Source organism: Bacillus sp. YKCMOAS1 (assembly GCF_030268125.1).
In the GTDB taxonomy this organism is placed as follows: domain Bacteria; phylum Bacillota; class Bacilli; order Bacillales; family Bacillaceae; genus Bacillus; species Bacillus safensis.
Genome location: NZ_BSEI01000001.1, coordinates 452877 through 473824 on the forward strand (window position 1 = coordinate 452877; position 20948 = coordinate 473824).

The following is a 20948-nucleotide window of genomic DNA, read 5'->3' on the forward strand; positions in this document are numbered from 1 at the left end:
CAACTGTAAATATAAATTGAATGCTACTTAAAGAATTGTAATTGGCTATTAAAACAAAAAAGCTTATAGACAGTATCTACAAGCTCAAAATTTTCACAGCATATTGCTTAAATTAATACATTCTCTTTTGGGATGGCTGTATATAAATTGCCCAAATTGATATAATCAAATTCACTTGAACGATTCTTCACTACATTTTTAGTATCCAGCACTTGTTTATTAGACATTTTTGAAAGCTTGTCCCAATCTAATTCAACAAACTCATCATGATCAGATAATATTAAGATTAAATCTGCATCTTCAGTAGCCTCTTCAATATCATACATGACAAAATCTTTTTCAACATGAGGGTCATAAGCTCTAACTTGATATTTTTTTTGTTGTTTAATTAGTTGTAATATTTCCATAGCCGGGCTTTCCCTAATGTCATCAACATTCCCTTTATATGTCAAACCAAAAATAGTGATGATTTTCCCATCAGACTTTTCCATAATTTTATTTACATTTTCAACAATATAATAAGGCATAGAAGTATTAATTGAGCGAGAAGTATCTATTAACCTAGCACTCTCAGGAGCTTTAGCTATAATAAAGTACGGATCTACTGCCAAACAATGACCACCAACACCTGGGCCAGGAGTATGTAAATTTACACGTGGGTGTTTATTGGCCATATCAATAACTTCTAATGCATTGATATCTAGCCCGTTACAGATTTTTGTTAATTCATTTGCAAGAGCTATATTCACGTCACGGAATGTATTTTCCATCAATTTTGACATTTCAGCAGTTTTCGCATTCGTCTTAATAATTTCTCCTTGAACAAAGGTACTGTATATTTTTGCGCCAGCTTCTGTACAAGCCGGGGTTACTCCACCCACGATTCGGTTATTATGAATCAATTCATGCATGATTTGTCCTGGTAAAACCCTTTCTGGACAATGGACTAAATAAATATCTTCCCCTACTGTTAAACCAGCTCCCTCTACTAAAGGTTTTACATGGTCATCCATGCTCCGAGGGGCTATGGTTGATTCGACAATAAGCACGTCTCCCTTTTTCAAGAATGGAATAGTATTTCTTACAGCACTCAATACGTAAGACAAATCACAAGATTTATATTCGTCATCATTATTAGGGGTTGGAACAGAAATGATAAATGCCTCTGCACTTTCAGGTGAAACGGACGCACGGAATTTACCAGAAGCAATTACATCTTCAAGAGCTTCTTGGAGACCTGGTTCCTCAATATGAATTTCCCCTTTATTTAATGATTCAATGACTGCTTCGTTAACATCTACACCTACTACTTCCACTCCATATTTTGCAAACATAATTGATGTAGGCAAACCAATATATCCTAATCCTACTGTACAAATTTTCATTTTGTATCCTCCAATTGGTTTATGACTAGTTCATTAGTATACTGTGTAACCTTGTTGCCAAACTGATCACGAACAAAAATTCTAACCTGATATACACCAGGTTCTTTTACATAATACGTCGTTGTTGATTTCGGACCATACATTATTTTTTCTATAACTTCTTTATTTTTGTATATATAATATGCAAAATTCAATTGATCCCCTGAAACATCACACATTATGTTGAGCAATGAATTTGAATAATTAATATTCGAGCTCTTAATCTCAGGAACCTTATACTCTATTCCTAACCGACTCACAATTGTCTCCATGAGATATTTAGGAAAGTGATCTTTTAAACCTTCATGATCTATGCCTTGCTCAATCTTTAAAGATACCTCGAACTTTCTTTCCTGAAGTGCCTCTACAAGGGGCTCAACATGATTTTTAAGATGATGATCCTTACTTCCAACCATGATTTTTATAAATGGGGAAACATCGGAAGGTTGCTGTATTACCTTGTAAAGAAGTTCGTCTAAATAAACTTGATCTGCCTTCTCAGCTCTTCCAGAGATATACGAAGCGATATTTGGATGTTTCGCTTGATTTATTAGAAAGTGTCCTAAGTTACTTTGAGGTGCCCCCGCTATAACATTGCCTACATAGTTTTTTAATCCAAAATATATAGCTGCATAACCACCTTTAGATGATCCAACCATTGTAATGTTTTCATTATAAATTTTAAGTTTTCTTTGAAAATATTGAATTAGAGAATTTACAGTTGTTTCTATTGAGAAATCTTTATTTCTTCCTAAGTAGTATGCACCTTGATCTCCAAAATCATCTAAGATGAACAGTTTATTAACATGCAAGTTTTCTAACGTTCTAATATAGTTGTACCTAAACTTATTTTTTTCAGTAAGGCTTGAAAAGATAATAACTAATTTGTCTTTTAATTTTTCATTCTTGGCTTCCTGAAAGTAATACCGTACATTTCTCATACTGCTAAACTCAGCCTCTAAACAAAATGGAGGTACTGGAGTTTGGATTTTAAATTCACTCAGTCTGAAAATTGTTTCAAATTCACATGTATTTCCTTCGAACTCCACTTCCAAAACTGTAGAAGGAACTGCATTTTCCATTTTACTGAACATCCAGCCTTTCACCATAGGCTCTTTCTGACCAGCATACTTAGAAACTTTAAAAGGAACCTCAGCCACAAATTCTATTTCAGCTACTTTCTCACTGCCTCTAAAAAGTTCAACCATGTGATCTCTTAAATGAACATCTACTCCAATAGCTACATGCCACAAAAGTTTGTAATTATGTCTTTTTTTAGAAAAAATAGCATCCTTTACTTGAATCACTTGATCCCTTTTCATAAACGACACATTTCTATTATGGGTTACATCTTCATATCGTTCATTAATTCCAGTTACTTCAGCATAATCATCTGCAATAACATAATCTTCAATAAATACCTTATCGTATTGACCATCCGTACGTACAAGACCCACTCCATCTACAATTAAGGTATTATGTGCGTATGAAGAATAAGCATATTGGGTTAGCGGATCTGAATAATTATACCCATTGGGACCAGCCTCAGATATCAAATCTCCATTTGCATAAATAAATAACCCAAGATCATCGCTATGTTTATGATAATTACCATGATAAGCAGCATTAAATAAAACGTAAGTAGCTTTCTCTTTTTTCAACCAATTATCTCTAAATATAGCGTAACCTGACTCTTTGAATACCTTACACGATTCTTCCGGAGGGTTTCCATTTCTTCCTTTAGAAGATGAAAACAAGAATGACTCTCCTTGATATAAACCCATTAAGCCTGTTTCCTTTATTGGTTTACTTTCAGTATCTCCTAAAGGTGGCAGTGAGCTGTCTGGCTTTAGTATAAATGTTGCATATTCCTCAGTTTTTGAGAATATTTCATTCAAAGTATTACTAAGATTAAAATTAATATTCTTTATAAAATCAACGGTTTTCTTTAGGTTATTTGATACTACCAAATGATACGCAGGTGAATGCTCTTTGTGTACTCCTTCAGTAGTATAGACATGTTCAAAATAATTTAACAGCCTACTTAATGCCAGCTCTTTTTTTTCATCATCATTTTTGTAATAACTATATTGCAACAACGCAATGTCTTGAAACATTCCATGATTGGTGTTCGTTGAATGGAAGCTTTCTTTAGCTAACAAGTTGCAAGTAAACTCCATTATTTCCATTAGCTTTTTTTGGTCAGAAGATTGGATATGAGGATGGCCCACTAGATAGAATCTTAAAATATACTGAAGTCTTAGAGCAGTAGTCTCATCATGAAACGCCATCTCCTTAGAATTTTCAGAATATTTGTTGGTACTGCTCCAATCCAGAATGAATTCTAATCCTTTAATCAAATATTTTACATTGCCAGTACGTTCAAAGGCTTCAGTAAGACACCCTAATGGAGTAAATCCATGAAGCAATCTAAGGAAACTTCTTGACTCTTTTGCTGTCCAGTCCACCCCTTGAGAGTAATCACGTAAACCAAATGGCGGAATAGTATAAAGATTATTTTCTAAAATTGTATTAGCAGTAGAAATAGGGTCTTTATTTCTACTCTTGGGAAGAATGGATAAGAGCTTTTGCTCTCTTTCATTAAGAAAATCATTGTTTAGACTGTCCACGTATATCCCCCATTAAAGCAAATTAGCAACTAAGGACTCAATTTTATTATTAATAACTTGAACATCATAATTTACTGCAGGGAAAATCTTTCTAGAAGCTTGATTTTCAGTAGCTTTATTCCTAACAATATAATTTGCTGCTGTTTCTTTATCTTTAAAAATATAGTCACTTGGATAAATTGTTTCAGAGCCTCTCCAATTTAAAACAACTGGGATACTACCAGTTGCCATCCCTTCCATAGGGGCAAGATGAAAGCTTTCAAAGTCACTGGTTGATAATACATATCCGATTTTCCGGAACCATTCACCCATATCATCTCCGTGCTTTTCAAAAATAACATTTTTACCCCAAGGGGCTCGCTCTATTCTATCAAATAAATTTTCGAAATACTTCATTTCTTCTGGACGATTTTTCATCCACGGCAGATCGCTGGGAAGTTTGCTTTTTACATAAAGTTTGTAACGCTTATCAATACTCCAAAGGATTTCTAATATATCTACTGCCTTATCCAATCTTTTACGAGAAGGAAGTACTCCGCAAACACCTAAGGTGTAATTGAGTTCTTTAAGGTTTTCTTTCGGTTGATTTAATGCCTTCGTGTCAATCATGTTATAAATCATAGTCATCTTGTTTCTTGGAATCTTACAAGCTCTTGAGAACTCCTCAAAGATATATGGTGAGATTGCAATAAAACGATCAATGTTTTCAATATTAAATTGACTAGGATAATCTGTTTCTCGCTCTTGCAAATGCATTCTAACGACTAATTTCTGACCTTCTCTTTTATTTCGAGAATACCAAACAGCATTTCCTAATCCCCACTCACAAAAAACGATGTCTGCCCAATCTCTTAATTTTTTCGACCTTTCAGGATCATGATTATTATGACCCTTCCACTGATCAATTTCTACATCGTAAGAGGAATGATTTTCAAAGTGAGCTATTGTATGCTTTAAAAATTTCAAGTCATGACCAGCAAATACGATTTTGGTTTTCCCCTTATAAAAGCTCCAAATCAGAGGTTTTAATCCTTCATACACTTCTTTAAAAGTATATTTTTCACATGCTTCATAAACTGCTTTTGCACTCTTTTTATAAAGTTTGCGATTATATAAGAGCTCAATTGTTGCTTCAACAAAATCTCCTAGGGTGTCCACAAACATTGGGTAATCTTTCCCCAATACCTCTTCATGAAGCTTTGTTCTTCTAAGTAGAATAGGCTTCCCTGCCCTTCCATATTCTAGCAACTTAGTAGACAACTCAACACTGTGGTCATTATCAATCAAGCTGCTTCTCCATGCAATCCCTATATCGGCTTGGTCGAGTAAATCTTGAACCTCACTCCTTGAGATTGCCCCTCTCCAGTTAACTCCATTTTGGTTTTCAAGCCTGGTTATAATTTCATCTTTTTTGTCTCTAAGAGCACCTTGAAACTTGTCTCCAGCTATATTTAAACTAATAGTAGAATCTAACTTTCTGATTTTTGAGAATGCATCAAGGATTTCTTCTGTATACCAATCTTCGGCAAATTTACCTGCATAAATTAATGAATTATTTTCATTTTTAAAAGATGGGGTACCTTTATAATTAGGAATCATAGGAGAAAGGAGTTTAAATTTCTCACCATTGACATTCAGTATGGATTTTAAAGTTTCTTTCATACTGTTCGTTTGAACAAACATATACGGATATACGTCATAGAAATCTCTTAATTGAGAAATTTCCGCATCACTAATCAACTCTCGATCATGATTAAAATCAGTCACATAAGGTATAATCTTTTGAGTAAGGCTGCTTTGAGCAAGTTCATTGACAATATTTTTTCCTCTTACAATTATTAAATCGTAATGGTTGGTCGAATCCATTTCTTCAATAACTTCTCTCGCTTCTACTACATTCATTCTCTTTCGACTTTTAAATGTTCTATGAGAGAATACTTTGAACGTCTCAATCACATTAACTGTAGATAGCCCCTCTAGTGATTGTATAAGTTGAGTCTTAACAATAGGAGCCTTAAGAATGACATCTACTTTTATATTTACATCTGTACTAAAGACATTTGCCAGGGATGTCAGCCAAACTGCCGAACCATCCATTATGTTCAAGTCTACATCACCATATAAAAGAACCTTTAATTTCCTCATACTAACCACCTAAATTTCTATAGTATTCTCAATTTTTTCAGTTGAATTTGAAGAAGGATTTTTTACAAAGTTGAACTTATCAGAACTGAAAAGCCTATACCCCTGCTTGAAGTACGAGTACAAAGAGATATTGTTTTCAAAATCTGAAATAACTTTCACTAGTTCTACTCCTTTAAAGACTCGTCTATGAAGTAAAGAGTTATGGATATTCAAGTCGCTGACATACACATACTCTGCGCCCTGCCCTACTTCATGAATTTGGCCTTCATCACCAACAAAATGATTTGCTTTCCCTATGATTTCAGCTTGACTATATTCTGTTGCAATCAATAGATCTAGCAAATAATTTTCCCCATAAAAATGATTAGGTGAGAAATATGAGACATAGTCTGAATCAACAAGGTGCTCGATTCGGTCATAATGATCCATGTACGAGAGAACATAAGCAGTGACGTTAACATTATTAAATTGATTTAATATATCAATATATCCATCGAACAAATCCAATAGCAAGATGAGTTTCTTATTTTCATAAGATTGTTTTCTGAACAGATTAATCACTTGATATGCTTCTTCCTTGGAGCGGACAACTGAAATAACTGCAACAGTCTTCTCTTCCTCTTTCAGATCAAATCCAAATTTTTCTAACATATAAGTAAGCCTATGTTTGTAGGTATGATTCAAGTGTACTTCCCTAATCCCTTCCATTGATTTGCTTCTATAGAAGGTTTCGTCTTTAAACACTGATTTCAAATGTTGCCTTAATGTCTCCTCATCTTCTGATATCATAACAATATCTTTAAAGATTCTTTTAATACCTTCTGAATAACTGCTTAATATAGGGGTCCCGCTGGCCAACCCCTCGAATACTCTCCTTGAAAACATGGTTGGTGAATTTTTGACACTATTGACATTTAACATTACCTTGTAGCCTTTATTAGCCTTTGCTATTTCATCATATTTCAAGCTCCCTTTAATACTTTGTTGAAACCTTTCAGGGAAACTAAAATCTCCATCTTTTTTTTGATTTAAGGTATAGTTTCGATCATAGATGTCCAAACCGAATTCAGCAGCAATATCCAGGACTTTCTCCATGTCTCTCTTTCTATCTTCATGTCTGTTTGCATAATAAGAACCAGCAAAGCAAATCTTATCTATTCTATTCTCCTTTAATTGAATAGGGTTATGCAGTTTAGGCTCTGCTGAGAAAGGTAAAGCATACACTGTAGGTCTTCCAAGAACCTTTACGTATTCACTTATCATATTTTGATCAGTTGTAAATACATAATCAAAAAGTTGTGCTGAATGAATGAATTTTTCAAAGTGAATCGGGTCCTCCTTGTTCCAAAATGCAGTTGGAATCCCCCTTTTTTTACACCATTCAACTAGCGCAATAAGTTCGCTTTGGTCTTGATTATTATATTTTCCAATCATATACTCCCATGAACCAAAATTACCTTTCCATGCAGATTCAACGATGAGTACATCCGGCGGAGTTTGTGTCAATACTTCTTTCCAATTATCTTTTGTAAAGGGAATGAGCTTCACTTGTTCTTTAAAACAAGTCATGCTGAATTCATCAAAAATACATGCCACCTTAAATTCTTTAAGAGGTTTTGAAACATGGCGAGGAGTATGATGTTGGAAAAAGTCCATTCTCGAAAAAGATGAGGCATCAAAATCAAGGTTTCTAGTAATTCTCATGCTTTCAACAACGATAAAACCTTCTCCTGAAATTTTTAAAGCGATTCTCAGATTCCTCGAGTTTTTTGAGGTGATAAATTCTTTCAATTGATTAGGTCTCACTACTTCAGTACCTAGTTTCTTACTTTCATCATATTCAATCGCTATTAAATAAACACTGATATCTCCATATGTCTTGATCCTAAAATCAACACTGATTCTTTCCTCTGGATATATCCGTATTTCTTGTTGAGGAAGTATCTTGAAACTATTATTCTTCTCTTTAAATGAAAGATAAGTCTTCTCTTTTTGATTTGTTGCAATGATAAATTTTTCACCTTGATTAAATGTTTCAGCAGAAGAATCATTATTAGTAAACCAGAGACTCGCATTAACTAGCTCATCATCTTCAACAACTTCTGGCTTCAGCTCTCTTTTTAACTGTGTTTCGAAGCTTTTGAGCTCCTTCTGTAGTTCTAATAATTTCATTTCCTTTTATACCCCTCTTCTCAACCGTTTACGTAAATTCCAATACTTTAACGTCAATTTACCTAATGTTGAATTTTGCAAAGCAGAGAGTTTGCGTTCGGTAACTTCTAATTGCTTTTCTACCCTGCGTAACTTAGAGAGTAACTGGTCTTTTTCTATACCATTAAAAACATCTATTTTGTCACGGGACAACGCTTCACTGTTTATCTCTTTCATGACAGCTATATATTGAAGCATCCTTTTCTTCAAACTAACTAACTCTCTTTCTAATTCGACACTTTTTGCTCTGTAGTCAATTTCATTTTTCAAGCAGTTTCTCCTCCTAATGATTCGTAGATGCGCGTGAAGTTTTCCTTTTCGTTTTCCCAGTTATACTGATTGCTAGCTTCAGAAGCATTTTTACTAAATTCAGCAGTTTTCTCAGGGTGCTCAATCATATAATTTACTGCTTTAGCAATTTCCTCATGATCATGAGAATCAATACACATTCCTACGTTGTTACCTTCAACTACTTTCTTTATCTCTGGAAAATTACAAGCAACTACTGGTACTCCGCTCATTAGATACTCAAATAATTTATTTGAAGACGCTGAATAATGATTAAAACAGACATTATTAAGAACTTGAAAACCTAAATATGCATTCTTTGTATATTTAGGGAGGTCTGCTAAAGGAACCTTTGAAAGGAACTTAACTTTATGAGAAAGATCCATTTCTTCAGTCAATTGAATAAGTTCATTTTTAATACGCCCATCTCCAATAAAAACCAAAATCCCTTCTGTAAAATATGGAGCAGCTTTCACTAAATTTTCTAAACCTCTGCCGGTTTGAATTCCTCCTTGATACAACAATATTTTTTCTTTTGCTGAAATTCCTAAAATTTTGTGTAAATTAACTTGATCTAATGATTTATTTTGAACAAACGGGTAGTTGTGAACTACCTTAGGGTAAAATCCATAAAGATTTTTATTATATTCTGCTCTTGTATGATTTTCTACAATCATTTGATCAACAAATCTTAAAAGAAAACTTTCCATCACTCCGTAGAATTTACTATCATATCCTGTACGACTAGTTTGAACTTCATGTGAATCATAGATTAGTTTTTTCTTATTTAGTCTAAACTTAGAGCATATAACTCCTTGCAGTAATGTATTCAAATCATTAGAATGATAAAAATCATATTTATTATTAAAACCCTTCAATATCATTCTGCATAAAATGTTTCCTCGAATAATTAAAGTTTTTATTTTCGTTTTTAATAAAAGTATTAAGAAAATTGTAACTATACTCGTGTATAACGGCTGGTAATATACGCTCAAAATCCAAATTAAAAAAATAAAAAACAAAAGATATTTTTTACTTTTCAACAATTTAATTATGGTCTGAAATAATACTAACCATTGTGGGAATCTTTTCACTCGATAAACATGAAACCCGTCATTCATTTCTTCATATCTCTTTAAATCTTTCATTGACGGATCATGGATACAAATTAAGTCTACAGTGTATCCTTTTTCTGACAATGCTGTGCATTCTCTCATTACTCTAGCATCATTTGTAAAGTGGTTCCAAACATACATACATATATTTTTTTTCATGACTAATTAACCTTTTTTATTATATTTTTTATTAATTCATCTAATATCAGTATATTATTATCCCACAAAAAGTTTTTTTCAATAAACGTGCCACAATTACGTTTCATTGATTCAACTAGTTTAGGATTTTTATATAAATGAAGAATATGAGAAACCATTTCATTACTAGTTTTCGTACTTGCGATTAATCCAACTTCTTCTCGCTCAATTAACTCTTTTGAATAACCTGAGACCGATGCAACTACAGGTAACTTACAACTTAAATAGTCTATAATACGCCCAGGGAGCACTGTCTCAAAGATAACCGAGTGATTAAGAGTTGCTATACCAACATCACATTGTGCCATTATTTCCAGGCATTCTTTTCTTGACACTGGTATAATGAATTCAACATGTTGAAATTTTTTTTCAGCTATAGATTTCTCAAGTTTTTGTTTATTAACCCCATAACCGATTATTATCACTTTAATATCATGATCTTTAAGTTTATCTATAATATTCTCAAAGACGTTTATATCTTGGGCTAACCCTAAATTACCAGCAAAAACAACCGTAAATTGTTCTGTTGTTTTCTTATCATCGTTAGGTAACTCTTCTTTTCTTGCTGAATTTGGAATGAATGTTATTTTCTCTTTTTGATCCAACAAATGATTTTGGAATCCTTTGCTATTTATTACGATGTGATCAGATTTTTTATAAATATATTTTTCAACTCTTTTGAAAAACCAAATAATTAAAGAATGTTTAAATACACCCACACCCTTTAATGAGTCTGGCCACAAATCCCTTATATCTAAAATCATTTTTGACTTATATTTGTGTTTTGCAATTACTCCCGAAAATGCGACAAATATTGGTGGAGTTGTAACATAAATTAGATCATATTTATTTTTATCTCTAAAAATAAATATGATCATTCTCGACATGATTTCTAGATAATAAATAAGTCTATTTATAAAACTAAATGCATATTTCTTATTTTTCACTGCAACTCTTATAATTCTCTTATCTTCACTATTTAATTCTTCCTCATCCCAAAACTTATCATTATGATAGAAGTCCTTTTCAGGATAACTTGGGTGAGTTGTTAAAACTCTAACATCATAACCTTTTCTCTGGAGCATTAAATATATATTTTTAAGCCTATTACCAGCACTACCAATTTCAGGATAAAAGTTTTGAGTGATAAGCAAAATTTTTTTGGACAAAATGATCCCCTTCACTTTCAATTGACGACAATTTTAGAAACAGATTCATATTTTAACAATTTCTCTATTATACATACAATTATAGGTTTTCACTTGTGTAAAAACAACAATTTTTTCAATACTTAAGCCTAATATTCTAACCAATTGCAAATAAAAATCGATAAAAATAATTCTTTTTTCTCGTAAACTTTGAATACAATTAAGAAAGAAAATGGGTTCAAGGTTGGTGTTTCACTCAAAGAAAAAAGCATAAATCAGTCAAAATACACAATAAATGTGTATAAAGTGATTTATGCCTTCAATATCATATTTAATAATTAAAAACAGTCTCCACAACCCGCTTCGATGACTCCCCGCTCTCTAAGTAACAGAATTTCTCATAAAACGGTGCAAATGATTCTGGTAGTGTAAAGGTCGACTGTTCTGTTTCCCTCACCCAGTGAATGACACTTGCTGTCTCTTTCACAAGCGGTCCAGGTGCTTCTTGTTCAAAGTCGAAGTAAAAGCCTCTGAGCTTGTCTCGATAGGTTTCAATGTCTGGCACATAGAACAGCATCGGGCGTTTGAGGTTTGCATAATCAAAGAACACAGATGAGTAATCTGTGATGAGCAGATCTGAAATCATATAAAGGTCTCTAATGTCTTCGTAATGAGAGAAGTCATAGGCAAAGCCTTCATATGGCCCTAAATCAAAGTTTTCAGCAACTAGATAGTGCATACGCAGAATGATGATATATTCATCTCCAATTGCAGCTCTCAGCTCATGCAGATCAAGGTCTAAATCAAATTTGTACTGCCCTTTTTTATAAAATTGATCGTCTCTCCATGTCGGCGCGTATAAGATCAATTTTTTATCGAGCGGCAGGTTCATTTTTTGTTTCAGTGCTCTCATTGTTTCTTCATTGTTTTGATTGTGAAGGAAGTCATTTCTCGGATATCCTGACTCAATCATCGTCTTTTGAAATTGGAATGCACGTGTAAAGATTTCAGTCGAGTAGGCATTAGGAGAGATGAGATAATCCCAATTCGATGCTTCTTTCGTGAAATTCTTTTTGTATTTCTTCGTGTTTGTTCCAGGCATATGCACCTCGTCCATGTCCATTGCCAGTCGTTTTAACGGCGTACCATGCCAAGTCTGCAAGTATGTTGTGTGATCTGGCTTTGGAACCCATAGCGGCAGACGGCTGTTTACGACCCAATACTCGGCTCTTGCCATCGCAAAAATCCATTTCAATGACAGACGATTGATATAATAGATGCCTTTTTCCTTAAACGGTGCTTCATGACCCTTTTTAACGCTCCAGATCAACGTATATTCAGGGTGATTTTCTTTCATATACTCATAAATACCACGCGGATTACAGCTGAATTGTTTTCCGTTAAAGCTTTCAAAAACAACGGTTTTCTTTTTCACAGACAGCTTACTCGCCAGTTTAAAAGTCGTTTTAAACGTTCTTGTCACAAGGCGGTTACGGACTTTTTTGATTTTACTGATCTTCTTTTTGAATTTCTTCCACTTGCTTTTGACGTAATATTTGGCACGTGTTTTCATGGTGTAATCATTAATACGGATGCCAAGCGTTTGTCTTTTTTTCTTTCGGTACACTTCATATCGAATTGGTACATCGTTTCGTTTATGAATTTGAACAAGTCCTTTGAGTTTGTTCGAACGGTCTCCAAGCACTAAAGAAGTGGTTGTTAATGTTTCCTCTACTCCGTTCACATCACAGATAAATTCAAGATAGAAGCGATATACAAGGCGTCTGTTCAAGGAATAGGTCAATTCCTCTAAAGGAACTTCTGCTAAAAATTGATAAAGCTGTGGTACATGTTGATCATCACGGTATTCGATCACTTCATCTTTTATATGGGTGATATTGACCGGAAAACGATGTTCAATTGGTTCTTCACCATTTTTCTTCAATAGAAGTTTTGCTTCTTTGATCTCATATGGATGTTCTGCACTTAGAACACCTGCATACCCGGATAAAGATAACATACATCCTTTGTTGAGCTCGATATGATTGAATTTCACAACCTTTAGCTCACGCTTAATTTTCAAAGAAGCATTCCCTTTGTCTGTGCGGTATGGAATGATATACAGCATGGCGTCTTTATTTTCTAAAAAAGTCAGCTCAGGCTTTTCTATTTCCATTTTTAAACGGCGTTTATAGTTTGACGTTTTCTCTTCAGATTCAATATCTGTAATGATATCTGCTTCTTTTACTTCTTCTTCCTCTTCTTCGGTATCAGAATCATAAGCTGAGTCCTCAAGTTCGTCCTCATCCTCTTCTTTGTTTGTGCTTAAATAGTCCGTGACATACAAGTTATATGTTTGGCCTTGTTCTAACGCAAGCGGCAGCGATGATTCACTCAATACCAATTTGAATAGATTCTCTTCTTGATGAACAAGCGGAAGGAAAAGTTCTTGTTTTGATACTCTCTCCCTCATAAACAAATAAAATTCTCTATCTGTTAATGGCATGTCATCATGGATGCGAATCAGCATTTCTAGTTTCTCATGGTGATTTTTTAACCCTTCAACGACACTCTTCTTCTTATGAATTCCCTCTTCAATCATTAATCGTTAATCTCCTCTGTTTCAGAAATCTTATTGTTTAGTGTATCGCTACTTCACTTTCCAAGAGTAGTTTCCTTGTTTCGTTTGATACGACCACCCATCTAGCGATGAAGGTTTGTTGGTGAGCAGCTCCTTATCTACTTCTAGGCGATGCAGGACTTCTTGCCTATCTTCTGTCTTAAACCGGATGTAAAAATCAACATATTTCGTTTGGTTAATTTCAATGTTGTTCTTTGTTTGAAAATGGCCAATTGGGAAGCTGACTACAAGGTTTTCATCGATTGTTTGAGAAATGATTTCAGCTCCATTCATTCGATCATATCCTGCAAAATCGATTTGCACATGATCCGCATGACTCATTTCACCTTTTAACTCAAGCTGAAGATGAAGAACATGGTTCTCAGAGCTCAGATCACGCAAGATCCATTTTGTACAATCCACAATCCTTCTTAGTTCATCTTTACGCTCACGATTTTCGAGCATATGATGAAGTGCTGTATTCCAAACCGACATTTTATCAGAAGGTATAATATAAAAATAGGCTTGTTCTCCTAAAACCTTCTCGACATCTTCTTTATGCTTAGTATCTCCAAAGAACACGGCATCCATTTGCTGTTTTCTTATTTGTTTAAACAATTCCTCATATTGGGGTTTCAGCTGATGCTGCTCTTCCTCATAATGTGCGTCATGCACAAATGCAGCATAATAAGTTGTTTCAGACTGCTCAATTTTAAACAAGTGGCGGTCTTGATCCCGGTCTTCTGTGATCATCAATTTCAAACGGTCATTTTGGGATTGAATGCTGGATAGCCATAATTGTTTAATATCCGTCTTCTTTGTAAATGTTTGAATTCCTGTTTTTTTATACCAATTAATATGTCGAACTGTATTCTTTTTTACATCTCCATGGTAGATGAACTCCATATAAATACTGCCATCGTCATTGATCAATTCTTCTAAGTATAGAGCACCTGTATGGGGAACAAAGCTTTGTACTCTGCACAAAACGCCCTGCCAATTGTATTCTTCCCTCTTCACTAATTGCTGTTCTTCGTTATATTGATCAATATAGCAAATAGGGGAAGAAGGCAATTCATATCTCGTCACCTGAATCATGGATTCATCTGCTGGAATCACTGCTTCATTGATCGAATGCGATGATTCACCAACAATAAATTCCGAGTAACGTCTTTTACTACCACTTTCCAGTAGAATATAGTGTTCATACACATTCAAGATGTCAACCTCAGGAGAAAAGATCTCTTCCATGCTGTGAATACGTTCCTTCATATTTACATCATAATTCAAAGTTAAAATTGCAGTACGTTTATGTGGATCAACTAATGGTTTTATCCTTGCCTTTAAAGACTTCGTTAAGCTCTCATCCTGTTTTGGTACATCGCCCATAATAAAGTAGTAGTCCATATCAGGCATGTCCACTGAGGCCATTGTTTCATGTTGTTCAGGTTGATCAAATGTGTCTTCAACTTTTTTCTTCATCCAATTTTGAAACAAAGGAAGCTCTCCTTCATAATATTGTTGACTTACTCATTGTATTTTACATGAAAAAGTACTTCTTACCAAAAGATAAGAAGTACTTTTTTGATCTATTAAAGTCCAGCAATTTCTTCTTTAATTTGGGTTGTCGAGATGCCTTCGGTTCTCTTCAAGTAAACGACTTCGCAATGTTCTTTTAAGAAATCGAACTTGCCTTCCCAGTCATCTCCCATCACAAACACATCAATATCATGCTCTTGCACATCATGGACTTTTTGATCCCAGCTGTTTTCTGGAATAACTTCGTCTACATAACGAATGGTTTCAAGAATCAGCTTTCTATGCTCGTAACTGTGATAAGCTTTTTTTGATTTTTGTAAATTAAACTCGTCTGTAGAGATGGCCACCACTAAGTAATCTCCGAGCTGCTTTGCACGTTCTAGCAGCTTAATGTGCCCCCAGTGTAATAAATCAAATGTACCGTAAGTAATAACTTTCTTCATTGCAAACATAAACTCCTTTCTTTCATCCTTATTCGTCTGCTTCAAGCAGTAATGTTATCCGTAATCCTATTATCATCGATCATTTTTTCGCTCTTCGGAAGTTCATTATATCACAACGCCTATGAAAGGTTAAGAAAATGTAAAGACAAACTATTTCCAATTTATTGGGCACAGAAGGGAAAGTCCGAAGAATCAATGTTTCACAGAGTATCGTCCATTTGAATTGATGAAAATGTCATGAAATTTAAAGGTTTGTAAAGTTATTGTTAATATTTCATGGAGCATCTGTGATAAAATGATGAGTAGGCGAAGAATGAATTTACAATGAACGTTCATAGATAACAAGTTAAAAAGGAGGTCTAAACAATGCAAACAGAAGTGGTCTCTAACCTTTCTTATGTAAACGGCGACTTAGATGAATTTATCAGCTATATGAACCAGCATCATGTTTCTCAGAGAAGAGGCGCCATGATTGCGACTGTCAATCCAGAGATAGGCTATGCCGTCATGAAGGATCATGCGTACCATCAAGTCGTCTCATCTGCGGATTATGTACTGCCGGATGGCGTAGGCGTCGTATTGATGTCTCGCATGACCCAAAGTCCGCTTAAGTCAAGAATTGCCGGCTTTGATGTCTTCATGTCTATGCTTGATCTAGCAAACAAGCAGTCTAAAAGAATCTTTTTATATGGTGCGAAAAAAGAAGTGCTTGAGGCTGTGAAACAGCGAATTGATACGGAATATCCAAATGTGGTCCTTGCCGGAAGCTGTGACGGCTATCAAGCAGATAAACGTTTCGTAGCGAAGCAAATCGCGCGCTCGAAACCGGATATGGTGTTCGTTGCATTAGGTTATCCAAACCAAGAGAACTTTATTTACGAATACCGCCATTTATTCCCGCAGGCTGTTTGCATCGGTTTAGGCGGAAGCTTTGATGTATTTAGCGGAACGGTGAAGCGTGCACCACGCTGGATGATTAAGACAAATACAGAATGGCTGTACAGATTGATTGTGAATCCATGGAGATGGAAACGAATGCTGAATATTCCTAAGTACGCTTTTGCCGTATTGAAGGAAAGCAAAGGAAAAAAACGTTACTATCCTGAGCAGGTAAAGGATCAGACGAAGCAGCTGTGAGAGACTGACAAATGATGAATATACGCTCAATGATGATTTCATGTTACGCAGCTTTTATTTCTTTCATTGGATGGCTGATGAGCGGCGTGAAACCGCGTGAAAACCAGGTGACGCTGCTTGTTTCGTTCCAAGAGAATGCGGCTGCTCTCATTCATACTTATCAACAACAGGCGAACATGACAATGAAGCTTACTGTCCTCTATACGAAGCATGCTTCTGCTATAGAAAAGGACGGGCCTCATCTGTCATTTCGCTATTTTCATGAAAAAAATCCTCTCCATCTCATTCAATGTATGTATACGATGTTTAAAAGCAAGGTTGTCGTGACGGATAATTACTTTCTCATGACGAGTGTGCTTAGAAAACGGCCTTCTACCACCTGTATTCAAGTATGGCATGCCAATGGGGCTTTGAAAAAGTTCGGACTTGAAGATGCTTCAAATTCCGAACGAAGTCCCCGTGACATCAAACGCTTCAAACGCGTCTATGCTTCTTTTGATTACATCGTGACAGGCTCAGATCACATGCGTGAAATTTTCAAGACCTCGTTTGGGGCCAATGATGAACGCTTTTTATCAACTGGTGTACCACTGACGGATCTGTACTATGAACAGCATCAGCCTTCCTTAAAGCTGAATGATATCCCAAAAGGGAAAAAGATCCTGCTCTATACACCTACCTATAGAGACTTTGCAATGGACAGCCTTGTCCTGCCTTTTTCAAAAGAGCAATTACAAACTGAGCTGAATGGCGATTATATTCTGCTCGTCAAGCTTCATCCTGCAGTCAAACATTTAGCAAAAGCAGAAACAGACGGTGAATGGATATTTGATGTGTCCGATCAGCCGCTCTATCCATTACTTTGTGCTTGTGATGTCCTAGTGACAGATTATTCGTCGATTGTGTTTGAGTATGCACTGCTCGAAAAGCCTGTCTTGTTCTTCACTTATGACTTAGACACTTACCGGAAGAAACGCGGCTTAGTTGATCGGTATGAAGACATCATTCCTGGAAAGGCTTGCGTCACTCAAGACATGCTCTTGCAGGAGCTTTTACACCTAAACGTATCAACCAATAGAGAGCGAATCAAAACCTTTGCTGAGGAATGGAACCAATATTCAAAGGGACAATCAAGTCAGCAGCTCCTTTCATTCATTGAACAGCAGCTGCTCTTACAAAAAAAACGTCCGGCTTCTCAATAGGAAGCACGGACGTTTTTTTATTTGTTATACACCGGGATATCGTAATAAAGCGTATAGTCATCAAGCAGGTTATACAAACTATACATACGAGTGACTTGCTTAGAAGCCCAGCCAATATCTGTTGCATATTGATGAGTTGCTGTAGCAGACCAGCGCATTTTATAAATCGTATCTTGTTTGTATGTCGCATTATTGATGTAGCTGTTGCCAATGAATTTTGCCCCGCCAATAATCGCAGCCTCTGGTGTGAACCATTGCTGTTCATACGCATACTTTGCACCGAGATAATTCGGATTGCTGTCATATGCGCCAATGCCATACATGTTATATACTTTCTTTCCATTAAACATTGTACCATTCGCTAAAATGGAACTTCCGTTACCCGTTTCAAGCAACGCATGAGAAATAAGATAAATTTCGTTGATATGATACGTTTTTGCTGCTGTAATAAAGGCTTGTCCTTTACCAGCAAGAATCCCTTTGCCTGCTAAAATCTTTGTATTGACCTCTGCCGGATTGAGATTCGCAGCTTCAGAGAGTTTCAGAAATTGAAAATAAGATTGCGTACCTTCTGCAATATTGGCTGGATCTACATATTTTTGCACCTCTGCTGCACTTGCATTTCTCCAGCCGAGGTTGATCCTGATCCAGTTTCCTTCTTTTCCAAGCTGTTTCACTTTTGCTCCTTTATTCAGCTGTGCGACAATGTTGCTTGCAGAGCTCGAATCAGGTGTAGAACGGACATTTAAGCCATCCGTATTCACTGTCGATGTTGCTTGGTCTACATATGCGGCATAGACATAGGCCGCACCATCTGTCTGTGGTGACACCTTCATTTGTTTGTTTACCATCTCATTGACAGTGAGGTTGTAGTTCGTTTGCATGACCATTGGGCCATTTTTAATTTTTACGGCTGTGGCAGTCCAGCCATATTGACTTTTCACAAATGCAATGGCTTCATTTACAGTTGGTAATCCTGTAAATTGCTGCGTAATGTTGATTTTGTAAGTTGGTTTCGTTGTTGTTGTATACACAGCGGTTTCATTCCGTTTTTTGAAAAATGCCATGCCTTGGTCACGCAGTGCAGCTGTTGAGATGGCACCTGTTTTGATCTGATATTGAGCATAATCGACTGCGCCTGTTTTTTGTGCAGCAGCCTTCATTTTTTGTTTCGTCAAATAGCTGAGTGCTTGATTCAGTTTTGTCTGATTCACTGTCGGCTCTGTCGTGATACGGTATTGCTTGACCGCTTCAGTCAGCGTTTTTGTACTGCTGGCAATGCCATTTTTCTTGATGATCTCTTGAGCCTGCTTCACTTTAGTTTGTTCATATACAGGTGTTGTCTTAAGACTATATGTTTTGCTGACAGCCTGTCCCTTACTTGTCTTGATGCTGCTTGTCACCTTCTGCGTTTTTAAGTATGCGGCACCTTTATTCACTTTCGCTTGGTCCACTGCTTGATTGACGACGAGTCGATATGTGCTGTCTGATACCTTGCCTGTTTTTTTCGTTGTCGCAGATACTTTTTTCTTTTGGAAGAAAGCCGCTGCTTTTTTCGCTTGATCATCTCCTAAAAGATTCCCCGTCACTACTTGATATGGCTGTGTAGAAGAAATCTTTTTAGATGTGTAGCGCCATTTCTTTTTCTTGAAAAAAGCGATCGTTTTTGCGTAAGCTGTATCGTTTAATTGATTGAGCTTTACGATATAATTTTTTGTTTTTCCCACTCGCTGCACAGTACCTGCAGCACCGGTTTGCTTCTTAATTTGAGCCGCAGCTGAAGCTGCTTGTTTGTTGTCTTTGAAATAGCCTGATTCCAAGCTGTAGACATTTTTTAAGGCACCTGTCTTTTGAATCTTCCCGCTGATTTTTGCTTCTTTTTGCAGCTGAGTAAGGAGTGTCTGTGCTTTCGACTGGTTCGCTTGTGCAGCGGATGTGACGATGTAATACGGCTTACCCGCTGTTACCGTTTGAAGCACTGGTTTTAAACCGGATGCCTTCTGAAAACCTTGCAGAATGGTATTCGCCTTACTTTGTCCAACAATACCACTTGAAATCAGCTGATATACAGTGCCAGCTTTGTTTTCGGTTTGGTATGTACTGGTGACGCCTGCCTGCTTTTGCAACTCGGTTTGAATATTTTTCACTTTCGTTTCAGAATCAATGGTTCCTGATATGACCTGATAAGAAGGCCTGCTTTGATTGATAACTTCATAGGAGCTATTGAGCCCAGATGTTTTTGTTAGCTCAAGTGAGAGCTTTTTCGCCTGGCTTTCATCATTGACTGGGTCAGATACGACCTTTTGTAAAGGAAGGCGGTCACCTACTGGAGACACCGTACCGCTCATGCCCACCTCTTTTTTTAATGCAGCTGCACTTGCACTCGCTGCTGCTTGTGACTCATATCCTGAGGCAGTGAGCTGATAGCTCGACGTATTTCCTGAGGTTTGGTAAGTGGCTGTCCACTTTTTGTCCTTCTTCAGTGTTTCCACTGCTTTTTTCACTTCTGCTTCTGTTGTAAATACCTTTGTGGTGTTCATCGTATAAATGGATTGGTCGACATAGGAGGCTGCTTGCGCTTCTTTACCCGTGTGTAATGTCATACCAAAGGCAGCTGCGAGTAACATAATCTTGATGGTTTTTTTCATGTTCCCTGTCCCTCTCTTAACTTTGCATAATAGTCTACTAATCTCTTTATCGACAGAATCACCTAATTATTTTAACAACAAAAGACTCATTATATTTATATCTTTCTATGAAAAATGACATATTCAGGATATTTTTCACCTAAATATCATTTCATCATCTTAAATTTCCATTAAAGATTTAGTATCATATTAATTTCTCA

The 20948-nt window shown here is 35.9% G+C and carries 13 protein-coding genes; 2 read left to right on the plus strand and 11 right to left on the minus strand.

Annotated features, from left to right (window positions below; translation table 11 throughout):
* Positions 1-107: 107 nt before the first annotated feature.
* The 10 genes from QSJ46_RS02375 to tagD form a co-directional block, all read right to left on the minus strand.
* Positions 108-1385 carry a nucleotide sugar dehydrogenase gene (locus QSJ46_RS02375; RefSeq protein WP_135031321.1) on the minus strand — a complete coding sequence of 426 codons (1278 nt, stop codon included), beginning with the start codon at positions 1383-1385 and terminating at the stop codon, positions 108-110.
* On the minus strand, positions 1382-4054 hold the full coding sequence (locus QSJ46_RS02380) for an alginate lyase family protein (RefSeq protein WP_285604220.1): 2673 nt from the start codon (positions 4052-4054) through the stop codon (positions 1382-1384). The genes QSJ46_RS02375 and QSJ46_RS02380 overlap by 4 nt, the downstream gene beginning before the upstream one ends.
* Before the next feature lie 12 nt (positions 4055-4066).
* Positions 4067-6199, minus strand: a complete 2133-nt coding sequence (locus tag QSJ46_RS02385; RefSeq protein WP_285604221.1) for a glycosyltransferase — start codon at positions 6197-6199, stop codon at positions 4067-4069.
* A 9-nt stretch (positions 6200-6208) separates the two neighbouring features.
* A complete protein-coding gene (locus QSJ46_RS02390) occupies positions 6209-8371 on the minus strand; it encodes a CgeB family protein (RefSeq protein WP_285604222.1) in 2163 nt (720 codons plus the stop codon).
* Between the two features lie 6 nt (positions 8372-8377).
* A complete protein-coding gene (locus QSJ46_RS02395; RefSeq protein WP_125585935.1) occupies positions 8378-8680 on the minus strand; it encodes a hypothetical protein in 303 nt (100 codons plus the stop codon).
* A complete protein-coding gene (locus tag QSJ46_RS02400) occupies positions 8677-9972 on the minus strand; it encodes a glycosyltransferase (protein WP_285604223.1) in 1296 nt (431 codons plus the stop codon). The genes QSJ46_RS02395 and QSJ46_RS02400 overlap by 4 nt, the downstream gene beginning before the upstream one ends.
* Positions 9973-9974: 2 nt before the next feature.
* Entirely contained in the window at positions 9975-11180 is a 1206-nt protein-coding gene (locus tag QSJ46_RS02405) for a glycosyltransferase family 4 protein (protein WP_285604224.1), read from the minus strand.
* 310 nt (positions 11181-11490) lie between these two features.
* Positions 11491-13761, minus strand: coding sequence for a CDP-glycerol glycerophosphotransferase family protein (locus tag QSJ46_RS02410; protein ID WP_285604225.1), 2271 nt, complete (start codon positions 13759-13761; stop codon positions 11491-11493).
* A gap of 48 nt (positions 13762-13809) precedes the next feature.
* Positions 13810-15276, minus strand: a complete 1467-nt coding sequence (locus QSJ46_RS02415; RefSeq protein ID WP_285604226.1) for an alpha-glucosyltransferase N-terminal domain-containing protein — start codon at positions 15274-15276, stop codon at positions 13810-13812.
* Between the two features lie 95 nt (positions 15277-15371).
* The gene (tagD, locus tag QSJ46_RS02420) at positions 15372-15761 is read right to left on the minus strand and encodes a glycerol-3-phosphate cytidylyltransferase (protein ID WP_034281137.1); all 390 of its coding nucleotides are present in this window, start codon (positions 15759-15761) and stop codon (positions 15372-15374) included.
* Between the two features lie 366 nt (positions 15762-16127).
* Between tagD and QSJ46_RS02425 the strand changes: the two genes are divergently transcribed.
* Together QSJ46_RS02425 and QSJ46_RS02430 are read left to right on the plus strand one after the other, a co-directional pair.
* Positions 16128-16898, plus strand: coding sequence for a WecB/TagA/CpsF family glycosyltransferase (locus tag QSJ46_RS02425; RefSeq protein ID WP_047201897.1), 771 nt, complete (start codon positions 16128-16130; stop codon positions 16896-16898).
* Between the two features lie 11 nt (positions 16899-16909).
* Complete coding sequence (locus QSJ46_RS02430; protein ID WP_285604227.1) at positions 16910-18100, plus strand: CDP-glycerol glycerophosphotransferase family protein; 1191 nt, start codon at positions 16910-16912, stop codon at positions 18098-18100.
* Positions 18101-18117: 17 nt separating this feature from the next.
* Here the strand turns inward: QSJ46_RS02430 and QSJ46_RS02435 are convergent, their stop codons facing one another.
* Positions 18118-20748, minus strand: a complete 2631-nt coding sequence (locus QSJ46_RS02435) for a glucosaminidase domain-containing protein (protein WP_285604228.1) — start codon at positions 20746-20748, stop codon at positions 18118-18120.
* Positions 20749-20948: the final 200 nt, after the last annotated feature.